General features: G+C 60.9%; 12 protein-coding genes. 2 read left to right on the top strand and 10 right to left on the bottom strand.

The window, feature by feature from the left end:
• Positions 1–240: 240 nt before the first annotated feature.
• Together ABIE32_RS19040 and ABIE32_RS19035 are read right to left on the bottom strand one after the other, a co-directional pair.
• The gene (locus ABIE32_RS19040) at positions 241–1254 is read right to left on the bottom strand and encodes a porin (protein WP_224151238.1); all 1014 of its coding nucleotides are present in this window, start codon (positions 1252–1254) and stop codon (positions 241–243) included.
• Between the two features lie 308 nt (positions 1255–1562).
• Positions 1563–3221, bottom strand: a complete 1659-nt coding sequence (locus ABIE32_RS19035; protein ID WP_224151237.1) for an MFS transporter — start codon at positions 3219–3221, stop codon at positions 1563–1565.
• 277 nt (positions 3222–3498) lie between these two features.
• Here ABIE32_RS19035 and ABIE32_RS19030 point away from each other — a divergent pair, with 277 nt between their 5' ends.
• Together ABIE32_RS19030 and ABIE32_RS19025 are read left to right on the top strand one after the other, a co-directional pair.
• Complete coding sequence (locus ABIE32_RS19030; protein WP_429018396.1) at positions 3499–3807, top strand: DUF485 domain-containing protein; 309 nt, start codon at positions 3499–3501, stop codon at positions 3805–3807.
• A complete protein-coding gene (locus tag ABIE32_RS19025; RefSeq protein WP_224151235.1) occupies positions 3804–5525 on the top strand; it encodes a cation acetate symporter in 1722 nt (573 codons plus the stop codon). Before ABIE32_RS19030 ends, ABIE32_RS19025 begins: the two co-directional genes overlap by 4 nt.
• A 76-nt stretch (positions 5526–5601) precedes the next feature.
• Here ABIE32_RS19025 and ABIE32_RS19020 read toward each other — a convergent pair whose 3' ends face one another.
• The 8 genes from ABIE32_RS19020 to ABIE32_RS18985 all read right to left on the bottom strand — a co-directional run bounded on the left by ABIE32_RS19020 (position 5602) and on the right by ABIE32_RS18985 (position 12982).
• The gene (locus ABIE32_RS19020; RefSeq protein ID WP_429018394.1) at positions 5602–6249 is read right to left on the bottom strand and encodes a DsbA family protein; all 648 of its coding nucleotides are present in this window, start codon (positions 6247–6249) and stop codon (positions 5602–5604) included.
• 56 nt (positions 6250–6305) lie between these two features.
• The gene (locus ABIE32_RS19015) at positions 6306–6620 is read right to left on the bottom strand and encodes a DUF1289 domain-containing protein (protein WP_429018391.1); all 315 of its coding nucleotides are present in this window, start codon (positions 6618–6620) and stop codon (positions 6306–6308) included.
• Entirely contained in the window at positions 6617–7117 is a 501-nt protein-coding gene (locus ABIE32_RS19010) for a YbaK/EbsC family protein (protein WP_429018389.1), read from the bottom strand. Before ABIE32_RS19010 ends, ABIE32_RS19015 begins: the two co-directional genes overlap by 4 nt.
• A gap of 193 nt (positions 7118–7310) precedes the next feature.
• On the bottom strand, positions 7311–8222 hold the full coding sequence (locus ABIE32_RS19005) for a hydroxymethylglutaryl-CoA lyase (protein ID WP_429018387.1): 912 nt from the start codon (positions 8220–8222) through the stop codon (positions 7311–7313).
• A 43-nt stretch (positions 8223–8265) separates the two neighbouring features.
• Positions 8266–9189 carry a 2-hydroxyacid dehydrogenase gene (locus ABIE32_RS19000; RefSeq protein ID WP_429018384.1) on the bottom strand — a complete coding sequence of 308 codons (924 nt, stop codon included), beginning with the start codon at positions 9187–9189 and terminating at the stop codon, positions 8266–8268.
• Positions 9190–9254: 65 nt separating this feature from the next.
• Positions 9255–11261, bottom strand: a complete 2007-nt coding sequence (locus ABIE32_RS18995; RefSeq protein WP_429018381.1) for a biotin carboxylase N-terminal domain-containing protein — start codon at positions 11259–11261, stop codon at positions 9255–9257.
• Positions 11262–11323: 62 nt separating this feature from the next.
• Positions 11324–12100, bottom strand: a complete 777-nt coding sequence (locus ABIE32_RS18990; RefSeq protein WP_429018379.1) for a DUF4126 domain-containing protein — start codon at positions 12098–12100, stop codon at positions 11324–11326.
• 93 nt (positions 12101–12193) lie between these two features.
• A complete protein-coding gene (locus ABIE32_RS18985) occupies positions 12194–12982 on the bottom strand; it encodes an enoyl-CoA hydratase/isomerase family protein (protein WP_429018377.1) in 789 nt (262 codons plus the stop codon).
• Positions 12983–13088 lie beyond the last annotated feature (106 nt).

Genomic DNA, 13088 nt, shown 5'->3' with positions numbered 1-13088 from the left:
AGCAACGCGGAGGCAGATCGGAATGCACGGCTGTACAAGACCAAAAAAGCCAAGAGCAACCATTCTAGGGAGTTCACCGGCACGCGCAGCAGACCTGTACCAAAGCCCTAAAAACTACTGTACATATTTACAGATTCAGAGAGTAATCCCCACTGAGCCACTGAGCACCGGGACATAAAAAAACCCGCACTCCTGAGAATGCGGGTTTTTTGGGGATCGGCTTTCTGCCGCCCAGGCAACTTAGAAGTTGTGGCGCACGCCGACAGCGAAGGAGCTGAAATCGGCACCGGCAGTGCCGGTCATGTACGAAGCACCAGCCTTGTTGTTGACCTTGGTGTAGTAGCCATACACCTTGGTGCGCTTGCTCAGGTTGTAGTTGTAGCCCAGGGTGTACTGCAGCGCGGAGCTGTCTTCCACGTTCTTCATCTTGCCGGCCTTGCCCACGTTCAGGTGGAACTCGTTGTTACCCAGCAGGTAGGCACCCGACAGGCGGTATGCGGTGCGGGTACCGGTGTCGGCACCAAAGACCTGGTCAAAGCCCATGTTCTTGCTGCGCTGCACGTAGCCGCCCAGCAGGATGTTGGAGCCAATCTTGTAGAAGCCGCGGATCGCGAACTGCTGCGAGTTGTCGAGCTTGGTGTAGCCAGCGCCCAGTGCCAGAGGGCCGTTTTCATAGTTGGCGGCCACGTCGTACAGGTTCTTGTTGCCGAACTGCGCGTTCTTTTCGTACAGGCCCGTCGCCACTTCCACGTTGAAGCCGCCGAAGGTAGGCGTCTTGTACGCAACACCGTTGGAGATGTAGGAAGGCGACTTGCCGTCGTTCGACACATAGGCGTAGAAGGCATCAGCCGACGAACCCGTGTCGTGGTTGTGCATGCTGATGTAGTCGGCCGTAGCGAAGTACGAAGAAGGCGTCCAGTGGCCCAGACGGATCTGACCGAAGTTGCCCGACAGATTCACTTCGCTCTGACGGTTGAAGCTCATGCCGCCGCCCGAGTTGCCAGCGCCGGTATCCGAGGCAAAACCCGATTCCAGCACGAAGCCAGCCTTCAGGCCGCCACCCAGGTCTTCCGTGCCCATGAAACCGATACGCGACGAGTTGTTGTACAGACCCGTAGTCGTTTCGTCACCCGCCTTTTGGCGTTCCACTGTGGTGTTGATACGGCCATACACTTGTACGCTGCTTTGAGCCAGAGCGGCGGTGGAGCCGGCAATTGCCAGGCCTGCAATCATCAAACGGTTCAGGGTGCGCATAGAGTCCTCGGGAGATGGGTTATTGAATTTTTGTGCATCGCACAGGCGGCAACTGTAGATACAGATTGACGCATTGCTTTGCATAGCTTGCAAATTTTAGGCGGGAGGCCTGAGGAAGCCAGTGATTTGTCAGAGTGTTTTTGGAAGAGTGACGCGTTGCTACCACAGTTTGATGACATTCCTAGTATTAACCATTAGAAACGTCCTCAGCAAGGTGCCGCAATGAAAACAGCGCCCGAAGGCGCTGTTCTTGTATGCATCAGGAGGCACTTCTCGCGCCTTCCCAATACCGCCTGTTTGAAAGCAGATCAGTCGTCTGCGTAAATATCCACGTCCTTGGTTTCGCGGATGAAGAGCGTTCCGATCACGAAGGTGATACCGGCAATGATGATCGGGTACCACAGCCCGTTGTACATATTGCCAGTCTGCGCCACGATGGCGAACGCCGTGGTAGGCAACAGCCCGCCAAACCAGCCATTGCCGATGTGATAGGGCAGCGACATGGAGGTGTAGCGGATGCGGGTCGGGAACATTTCCACCAGCATGGCGGCAATCGGCCCGTACACCATGGTTACCAGAATCACCAGGTAGGTCAGCAGCACCACCATCAGCACCTTGTTCATCTTGGCAGGGTCTGCCTTGGTGGGATAGCCGTCCTTGGCCAGGGTTTCCGCCACAGCCTTCTTGAAAGCCGCGTCCTTGGCTTTCAGCTCATCGCCTGGGAGGCCCGCTGCGCTGTAGCTCGGAATCACATCGTTGCCGATCTTGATGACCGCAGCCGTGCCAGCAGGCGCCGCTTCGGTTTCATAGCTCACCGAGTTGGCAGCCAGCAACTGCTTGGCCACGTCGCAGGAGCTGGTGAACTTGGAGGTGCCTGTGGGGTTGAACTGGAAGGAGCATTCGGCCGGATTGGCCACCACCACCACCTTGTTCCTCGCCTGCGCCGCTGCCAGATCCGGATTGGCCGCTTCGGTCAGCATCTTGAACACAGGGAAATAGGTCAGCACCGCCAGCAGGCAGCCAGCCATGATGATGGGCTTGCGGCCGATCCTGTCGGACAGCGAACCAAAGATCACGAAGAACGGCGTAGCGATCAGCAGGGCCACGGCAATCATCAGATTGGCGGTCACTGCATCCACCTTCAGTTGCTGCGTCAGGAAGAACAGCGAGTAGAACTGACCGGAGTACCAAACCACCGCCTGGCCAGCAGTCAGCCCCACCAGCGCCAGGATCACGATCTTCAGGTTCTTCCACTGGCCAAAGGACTCCTTCAGAGGTGCCTTGGAGGTCTTGCCTTCCGCCTTCATGCGCTGGAACGCGGGCGACTCCGACAAGGTCATGCGAATCCACACCGACACACCCAGCAGGACGATCGACACCAGGAACGGAATGCGCCAGCCCCAGTCATTGAAGGCAGGCTCGCCCATTGCAGTGCGTGTGCCCAGAATCACCAGCAGCGACATGAACAGGCCCAGCGTTGCCGTGGTCTGAATCCATGAGGTGTAGGCGCCCCGCTTGCCATGCGGCGCATGCTCGGCCACATAGGTTGCCGCGCCGCCATACTCGCCACCCAACGCCAGACCTTGCAGCATGCGCAGCACGATCAGGATGATGGGAGCGGCTACGCCAATGCTGGCGTAGTTGGGCAGGATACCGACGATGAAGGTCGAGGCACCCATCAGCAGGATGGTGACCAGAAAGGTGTACTTGCGACCGATCATGTCCCCCAGGCGGCCAAACACCAGCGCGCCGAACGGCCGCACGATAAAGCCTGCGGCGAATGCCAGCAGCGCAAAAATGAAGGCAGAAGTAGGATCGAGCCCCGAAAAGAACTGCTTGGCGATGATGGCCGCCAGTGAACCGTAGAGATAGAAGTCGTACCACTCAAAAACGGTACCGAGTGACGAGGCGAAGATGACCTTGCGCTCTTCCTTCGTCATCGGCCGTGCTGCTGCACTGGTTGCCATAGATGTCTCCTGAATTTTTCTGTCGCTAGGGTGGACAACGCAACGGGGCATCGCCCGAGATGCACTATCCGGACGATTGCTGACTAACTCCTTACAAAAACATCTCACACCCAGTTACAAACATTCTTTTTTCATCAGGACTTACCCGCAGCCCACCTGTTGCAGGGGCGAACCCGGGCAGGTTCGTAAGCGGTTCGTCAGTTGTACTTTCCAGAATCCAATGGACGCAGCAATTCAATTGCTGCGCCCCATGCGGTCCACTCATTGGAGACACAACATGAACGACCCTGTCGTTGCCAAAATCCAAGCCAATCCCCGGTACCAGGAACTCAAGCGCAAGCGCAATGCCTTCGGCTGGACGCTCACCATCCTGATGCTGGTCGTCTACTACGGCTATATCGGGCTCATCGCCTTTGACAAGGAATTCCTCGCCAAGCCCCTGGGCACAGGCATCACTACCTTGGGCATCCCTATTGCCCTGGGCGTGATCATCTTCACCGTCCTCATCACCGGCATCTATGTGCGGCGCGCCAACACCGAGTACGACGCCATGACGCAGCAAATCCTCAAGGACGTCGCCCAATGAACATCCGCAATCTCATTCTTCCCGCTGCACTGGCCATGGCAGGTGCCGCACATGCCGCTGGCGGCGATGTCGGCGAGACCGCCAAGCAGGCCACCAACTGGACGGCCATCATCCTCTTCGTGGCCTTCGTAGCGGGAACGCTGTGGATCACCAAATGGGCAGCGTCCAAGACGCGGTCGGCAGCTGACTTCTACACCGCTGGCGGCGGCATCACCGGCTTCCAGAATGGCCTCGCCATCGCAGGTGACTACATGTCGGCCGCATCCTTTCTGGGCATTTCGGCATCGGTCATGGCCAGCGGCTATGACGGACTGATCTACTCCATCGGATTTCTGGTGGGCTGGCCGATCCTGACCTTCCTGCTGGCCGAGCGGCTGCGCAACCTGGGCAAATTCACCTTTGCCGATGTGGCGGGCTATCGCTTTGCGCAAGGCCCGTTCCGCGCCTTTGCTGCCAGCGGCACGCTGGTGGTGGTGGCCTTCTACCTGATTGCCCAGATGGTGGGCGCCGGCCAGCTGATCAAGCTGCTGTTTGGCCTGGACTACTGGATCGCCGTAGTGCTGGTAGGCGCGCTGATGATGATCTACGTACTGTTCGGCGGCATGACGGCCACGACCTGGGTGCAGATCATCAAGGCCTGCCTGCTGCTGGCGGGCGTCACCTTCATGGCCTTCATGATCATGGCCCACTATGGCTTCAGCCTCGAAAAGCTGTTTGCCGACGGCGTGCGCGTCAAGACCGAGATTGCCACCAATGGCGGCGCGGCGCCCGATCTGGCTGCCAAGCTGGGCCTGTCGATCATGGGGCCGGGCGGCTTCATCAAGGACCCGATCTCTGCCATCAGCTTCGGCATGGCATTGATGTTCGGCACGCTGGGCCTGCCCCACATTCTGATGCGCTTCTTCACCGTGCCTGATGCCAAGGAAGCGCGCAAGAGCGTGTTCTGGGCCACCACCTGGATCGGCTATTTCTACATCGTCATCTTCATCATCGGCTTCGGCGCCATCACCATGGTACTGACCAACCCTGAATTGGCCGATACCGCCAAGGGTGTGATCAAGGGCGGCGCCGGCACCGCCAACATGGCAGCCGTGCTGGTAGCCAAGAGCGTGGGCGGCGATGTGTTCTACGGCTTCATCTCGGCCGTTGCCTTCGCCACCATCCTGGCGGTCGTTGCTGGCCTGACGCTGTCGGGCGCTTCTGCCGTCTCGCACGACCTGTATGCCACCGTATTCAAGCATGGCAAGGCTGACAGCGCTTCGGAGCTGCGCGTCTCCCGCATCACCACCCTGGCCCTGGGCATCATCGCCGTGCTGCTGGGCATCGTGTTCGAAAAGCAGAACATCGCCTTCATGGTGTCACTGGCCTTCGCGGTGGCGGCTTCGGCCAACTTCCCGGTACTGCTGCTGTCGGTGCTGTGGAAGGGCTGCACCACCCGTGGTGCGGTGATCGGCGGCTTTCTGGGCTTGATCTCATCAGTGGCGCTCACCATCGTCTCGCCCTCGGTGTGGGAAGCAACGCTGGGCTACCCCAAGGGCTCGGCCTGGTTCCCCTACACCTCGCCCGCACTCTTCTCGATGACCATCGGCTTCGTCGGCGTCTGGCTGTTCTCGGTGCTGGACAAGAGCGCCCAGGCAGCCAAGGAACGCGATGCATTCGCCGCGCAACAGGTGCGCTCCGAAACCGGCCTGGGTGCAGCGGGTGCCTCCGGGCACTGATGGCATACCATCGATCCACAAAAAAACCGGGCTCGCCCGGTTTTTTCATGTCTGATCTTTGGCAATAAGGGCCGGATCAGGCGGGCTTGAGCCCCGATGGCCGGTTCGCGACGCTGTCCCATTCATTGCCCGCAAACCAGGCGTCGCCATTCAGGTAGGCTGTCAGCATCGGCAGGCCATCCAGCCCCCAGAACTGCTTGCCATCCACAGCCACGGCGGGCACCCCAAAAACGCCAGCCGCCACAGCAGCATCGGTATTGCGACGCAACAGGTCCTTGGCGCGTTGATCAGCGCCCTCATCCTTCTTGATCTGCTCTGCCAACTGCAGCTCCAGCGCCTGCAGGCGGTCGGCATCCAGTGCAGCAGCGCCACCCAGCCACACATGGCGAAAGATGGCGTCAGCGGTAAAGCGGTTGATATGGCCGTCGTGGCTGGTACGCAGTGCCAGACGCAGCAGCGGCAAGGGGTTGAATGGGCGTTGCGCAGGCATATCCAGGCCACAGCCGAGCGAGTGTCCCAGCCAGCTGACATGGCGATAGGTCCATTCACGCTTGCCTGCGATACCTGCAGGACCAGGGTTGTTGTGCTGCTGCAGCAAGGCCCCCAGCAACACCGGCGTATAGCGCACGTGCACGCTGTGGCCTTGCAAAGCCTTAGGCAGCGCATGAAACGCCAGCCACGCATAGGGCGAGACAAAATCCAGGTAGAAATCAACAGTCTTCATACGATCCTCTCCACCACAGTCACAACACAGCGTTGGTTGGCTGCGCCATTGCGCGCCTATTGGGCCTGCTCGTCCTTTGGCAACGCACGCCCGTCGTGGCCCAGGCCCGCACGGGCCAGCAATTGCTGCCACATCTGCAAGCGGTCTGCGTTATCGGATTTGGACCAGGCACGGATCTCGTCAATCGAGCGATAGCATCCCAGGCACAGGCTGCGGTCCGCATTCATTTTGCAGACCGACACGCACGGCGAAGGCACCACATCGTCATACCCCGCTGCAAATGCACCACTGGCGCGGACCAGCTTGGTCCGCGCCGCCAAAGGCGCATTGGTATATACCGGCTCGGCCAGTTTGTCATCCAACTCGGTCATGCCGCATCCTTCACCACGTCAGCCACCGGCGCGCCAGTCAGTTTCTCCAGATCCTGAGGAGCGAGCGGAAATACGCCATAAGGGTGGCCTGCGGCAGCCCATACCTGAGCAAAGCGGTACAGATCGCGGTCGATCAGGGTGACAGGTTCGCTGGCGTGCCCTACGGGCGACACTCCGCCAATCGCAAACCCCGTGCGTTCCCTCACAAAGTCGGCGTCGGCCTTGCCTACCTTGCCAATCAGCGCCTCCACCTTCTTTTCGTCCACGCGCCGGTCGCCGGAGGCAATCACCAGCACACAGGCGTCATCGCTCTTGCGCCGGAAGATGATGCTCTTGGCGATCTGCCCCACCACGATACCCAGTGCATCGGCGGCTTCCTGTGCCGTGCGCGCCGCGTCATTGAGCATCTGTGGCGCATGCGGATGGCCCTTGTCCTGCAGCACCCTAGCGACACGCTGCACGCCTTCAGGCAGGCTCTTCAACTCCGCTCCACACATGGTTCTTGCTCCTTGGTCTTGATGCCCAGATTGTGCCGCCCTGCCTTCACTGCCGCAGCGACCATGGCAATACACTTCATTTTTGATAGCTATCAGCACCCATTGATGAAGCACTGCAACCGCATTTCGTTCAAAACAAAGCCCGCACTGCACAGGGCGGGCTTTGCGTTACACCTTTGCGGTCAAGGCCACATCAGCCAGCCCGCTTGTTGATCAGCGCCACCGCCACGCGCGAATTGAGCTTGCGCTGCAGGAAATCACTGATGAAGATGCCAGCATCGACCAGCTTGTCCAGATCAATGCCGGTCTCGATGCCCATGCCGTGCAGCATGTAGACCACATCCTCGGTTGCCACATTGCCCGTGGCGCCCTTGGCATAAGGGCAACCGCCCAGGCCTGCAATGGACGACTGGAAGTTCCAGACACCCATCTGCAATGCCGCCAAGGTGTTGGACAGCGCCTGACCGTAGGTGTCGTGGAAGTGTCCAGAGACATGGTCCACATCAAAATACGGCAGGGTCGCCTCGATTGCCTTTTGCACTTTCAGCGGCGTGCCCACGCCAATCGTATCGGCCACATCGACCCGTTCCACGCCGATGCCCTTCATCAGCTCTGCGAGGTAGGCGACGCGCGATGGAGCGATCTCGCCTTCATAAGGGCAGCCCACAGTGCAGCTCATGGCACCGCGCACTGCAATGCCTGCGGCCTTGGCTGCAGCCACCACCGGCGCAAAGCGCTCAATGCTCTCGGCAATGCTGCAGTTGATGTTCTTCTGGCTAAAGGCCTCGCTCGCCGCACCAAACACCACGATCTCGTCAGGTTGGGAATCGACGGAGGCCTCGTACCCCTTCATGTTGGGCGTGAGCACCGAATACTGCACGTCCGCCCTCCGCTGCACACCAGCCATCACCTCGGCGTTGTCGCCCATCTGCGGCACCCATTTGGGCGACACAAAGCTGGTGACCTCAATCTCCTTGAGCCCTGCATCCTGCAGGCGGTGCACCAGCTCGATCTTGACCGAGGCAGGCACGGGTGATTTCTCGTTCTGCAGGCCGTCGCGGGGGCCCACATCGATGATCTTGACTTGCTTGGGATAGGTAGCCATGGGTGCTCCTTGTTTCTTTTCCATCAGGTTCAGACAATTGCGTTCAATATCCACGGTCGGCATACACCACACCGGTCACACGCTCTCCCGCAGCAAAAGCCTGGAGCTTGCGCAGAATCTGCTGCAAGGTCTCCTCCGGCAAGGTGCGGGCGGAGCCATGCGGCGTGATGCTGATCTGCGGGCAGCGCCAGAATGGATGGTCCGCCGGCAATGGTTCCGTGCGGAACACATCGAGCATCGCCCCGGCCACCTGGCCGCTGTCGATGGAGGCCAGCAGATCCGCCTCCACCAAGTGCCCGCCACGGGCCACATTGATGACATACGCGCCGCGCTGCAGTTGCCCCAGCAGTTGGCTGTCGATGATGTTTTCTGTCTCTGGCGTCAACGGCAGCAGATTGACCAGGATGCGCGTGCCCGCCAGAAAATCCGTAAATTGCTCCGCGCCGCTAAACGTCTGTACACCGTCGATCTGCTTGGCAGAACGGCTCCAGCCGAGCACCGGAAAGCCAAACTGTGCCACCGCCTTGGCAACGCGGTCACCCAACACGCCCAGGCCCATGATGCCCACCGGGAAATCGCTGCGCATGCGAAGTGGGGCCAGTTTCCACTCGCCGGCCAGCTGTTGCGCGCGGTATTGGCTGAGGCTTCGGAAATGGTCGATCACCGCGTGGCACACATACTCGGCCATCTGCACCGCCATGCCTGCGTCCTCCAGCCGCACCACGGGCACATTCGCGGGCAGCTGCAACTGCAGCAAGCCATCCACGCCGGCACCCATGTTGAAAAGTGCCTTGAGCCCTGCGCCCTGCTCATCCAGCATTTGCTGCGGCGGGCGCCACACCAGCGCGTAATCGGCCTGCGGTGCGCCAGGAGCCCAGGCCCAGGCCTGCGCGTTCGGAATATGCTGGGCAATGGCAGCCAGCCAGGCTGCGGGGTTGCCCCCTTCGGAATAGACGACGATCTTCATGGCCTGCATTTCAGCATAGAAAAGCGCCCTGCCCCGTCATCCACGAGGCAGGAAGCGCGCCTGCCTCACTCAGCAGCCTTGAGCTTGAGCAACTCGGCGCCTTCGGTCACCTGGTCGCCGGGAACGAACAACAACTCCACCACTTCGCCGTCGGCAGGCGCGGCAATGGTGTGCTCCATCTTCATGGCCTCCATCACTGCCAGGGGCTGGCCCTTGCTCACCTTGTCGCCCGCCTTCACGGCAAACGATACAACCTTGCCGGGCATCGGGGCGGTGAGCCGGCCGCCTTCGCTGCCTGCGTCTCCCGCGTGGGCCAGCGCATCGATGGCAGTGATCTCGGCAGCGCCACGCGGTGCAAACACATGCACCACTTCGCCTTGCTGCCAGGTCTGGATCTGGTCGCGATGTCCGTTGAACTGCAACTCCACCAGTTCGCCATTCGGCGTGAATTGCAGCGGACCGCTGGCATCACCCACCGTCAGCACCAGGCCGCTGGGCTCATAGCGCAATGCGGCCTGCAGCTTGTCGCCGCCAAACTCGAAATCAAAGCGGCGCTCGGTCACACCGTGCGACTGCCACCCATCGCGACGGCTGAATGGGTCTGCGGTTTCACCAGTGCGCTCCAGCAACAGCTCCGCCACCACAGCGGCAGCTGCGGCCGTGTCCACGCCCAGGGTGCGGCGCTTGAAGAGGCGCGCCTCTTCGCGCTGGATCAGCGCAGTATCGAGCTTGGCCTGTGCAAACGACGGCGTGGCCAGAATATGGCGCAGGAACTGCACGTTGGTCTGCAGGCCCACGATGCGCACCGCCGCCAGCGCTGCGTCCAGGCGCGCCAATGCCTGCGCGCGGTCCTGTCCATGCACGATGAGTTTGGCGATCATGCTGTCGTAGAACGGGCTGATCGCATCGCCTTCGCGCACACCATCGTCGATGCGCACATCGCTGATGGCAAAACTGCTGCACACGGGCTTGCGATAGACATGCAAGGTGCCGGTGGCGGGCAGGAAATTGTTCTCGGGGTTTTCAGCGCAGATACGCGCTTCGATGGCGTGGCCGATGATCTTCAGATCCTCCTGCTGCTTGGGCAGCGGCTGGCCATTGGCCACCAACAGTTGCCACTGAACCAAGTCTTCGCCCGTGATGGCCTCGGTCACCGGGTGCTCCACCTGCAGGCGGGTGTTCATCTCCATGAAGTAGAACTTCATGACTTCTGGCTGGTCGTAGCCACCGGGCTGCTCGACGATGAACTCCACCGTGCCAGCTCCCACATAGCCCACGGCCTTGGCAGCGGCAACAGCCGCCTCGCCCATCTGCTTGCGGAGGGCTTCGGTCATGCCAGGGGCGGGCGCCTCTTCCAGCACCTTCTGGTGGCGGCGCTGCACCGAGCAGTCGCGCTCGAACAGGTAGACGCAGTTGCCATGGGTATCGCCAAACACCTGGATTTCAATATGGCGTGGGCGCAGCACGTATTTCTCGATCAGCACGGCATCGTTGCCAAAGCTGTTGATGGCTTCGCGCTTGCACGATTCCAGCGCCGCTGCAAAGTCTTCGGACTTTTCCACCAGGCGCATGCCCTTGCCGCCACCGCCAGCACTTGCCTTGATCAGCACGGGGTAACCAATGCGGTCTGCCTCCTTGTGCAGCATGGCCGGATCCTGGCCCGCGCCGTGGTAGCCGGGCACCAATGGCACGCCCGCCTTTTCCATCAACTGCTTGGATTCGGCCTTCAAGCCCATTGCGCGGATGGCGTTAGCGGGTGGGCCGATGAACACCAGGCCAGCGCCCGCACACGCGGCAGCAAAGTCTTCGTTCTCGCTCAGAAAACCGTAGCCGGGGTGGATGGCCTGCGCACCCGTGGCCTTGGCCGCTTCGATGATGCGTTCCCAGCGCAGGTAACTGTCCTTGGGGGCCGAGCCGCCGATATGCACTGATTCATCGCAGGCGGCCACATGCTTGGCCTGCGCATCGGCATCCGAATACACAGCCACGGTCTTGATGCCCATGCGGCGGGCGGTTGCCGCCACGCGGCAGGCGATTTCACCGCGGTTGGCGATCAAAATCTTGGTATACATAAAAAATCTCCTCAGTATTTCTTAGCCACATGTGCTTGCCCTCGGGGGGCAGCCATGCACCATCAAAAGCGTTGCATCTCGGTGCTCGTCGCCGGCACCACCGGTTCGTCATAGCCCATCCAGCGCCGCACCCGGCGGATGACGGCCTTCAAGAATTTCCACAGCGTCCAGGTCACAATCCACATCACCACCAGCACCACGGCCAGCGCCACGGCAAACACCACCGGGTGGTTGATGGCCAGCCACACCGCGCCGATGGATGCGCCGTCTTCCACCAGGCTGGCACCCCAGTTGGAAAAGGGCTCCGGACTGGTATTGATGGCCGCGCGCGTGGTGGTCTTGGCCACCTGGCTGCTCAATGCCAGAGTTCCGCCCATCAGCGCCGCGGCCGTGGCCATGGTGGCGTTGTCCGCACCGAAAACGCTGGCCGCCAATGCGGCACCTGCGGGTACACGAATCACGCTTTGCACCGCATCCCACACCGAATCCACACCCGGAATCTTGTCGGCAAAGAACTCGACGAACAGCAGCGCACCGCTGATGACCAGGATCACTGGCTGCTGCAGCACCGTCAGAGCCCCGGGCAGCGGCAGCCAGCCCGTTGCACCCAGCATGCCCGTCACAAAAACCACGGCGTACAGCCGGAACCCACTGGCCCAGCCCAGTGCTGCGGCCAGCGCCATCAACTGGCCCCAGTCCCACTGCGCCATGGCGTGGCCCATCTGGTTCGCCACCTGGCCGACCTGGTCGGCCGCCTGCCCCACGGTTTGCGCCGTGTCCTTGTCCAGATGCACGCCAATGCCGTGCAGCCAGTTGACGATGGTGTTCCAGATGTCCATGGTTCGGGCTCCTCAAATCGAATCAGCAAACGCGCTGGTTATAGCGCCAACGACCGCCTGCTGCCTGCCATCCAAGGTCGCTTTGTTGCTGAATCAGCCTCCCAGCCATCCGGGTTTGCGTTTGTTCAAGAATGCCTGCACGCCCTCCTTGCCTTCAGCGCTGGCACGGATGTCGGCAATGCCTTCGACCGTGGCCTGGATCAAGCCAGCATTGATCTCGCGTTCGGCCACATCCAGCACCAGCTTCTTGCAGGCTCGCACTGCTGCGGGCCCCGCGCTCAGCAGGTGCTTGAGCAGGCCGTCCACAGCGCCATCGAGCGCATCGCTCTCGACCACCTGGTGCACAAAGCCAATGCGCAGGGCCTCTGCGGCATCAAAACGCTCGCCCGTCAGAAAGTAGCGGTGCGAGGCGCGCGGCCCCATGGCACGGATCACGTAGGGGCTGATGGTGGCGGGAATCAGGCCAATCTTGACCTCGCTGAGGCAGAAACCTGCATTGGAGGAAACCACCGCCATGTCGCAGCACGCGACTAGGCCCATGCCACCGGCATAGACATCGCCTTGCACGCGGGCAATGGTGGGTTTTTCGCATTCGTAGATCACGCGCAGCATCTCGGCCAGCTTGCCGGCGTCCACCAGGTTTTCCTCGCGCGTGTAGTCGGCCATGGCGCGCATCCAGTTCAGGTTGGCACCTGCGCAGAAAGCTGGGCCTTCGGCCGCCAGCACCACGGCGCGCACATGCTCCTGCTGGCCCACCAGTTGGAAGGCCTTGGTGATGTCGGCGATGACGGCATCGCTGAAAGCATTGCGCACATCGGGCTGGGTCAGGGTGATGGTGGCGACCTGCCCGGTGGCTTCTACGGTCAAAAACGTGCTTTTCATGGTTGTCCTCGCTGCTGCCTCGCGGCAGCGCCTGTCTCACATCTGCAAGAAAATTGCTATGGTTTCAGGACCGTCTGCGCACACCTGTCGTGTGCCAACAGCCTGA

The organism is Comamonas sp. 4034 (genome assembly GCF_050434545.1).
GTDB classification, from domain to species: Bacteria; Pseudomonadota; Gammaproteobacteria; order Burkholderiales; family Burkholderiaceae_C; genus Comamonas; species Comamonas odontotermitis.
Note: the sequence above shows the minus strand (reverse complement) of the source record. Positions and strands in the feature narration are given on the sequence as shown.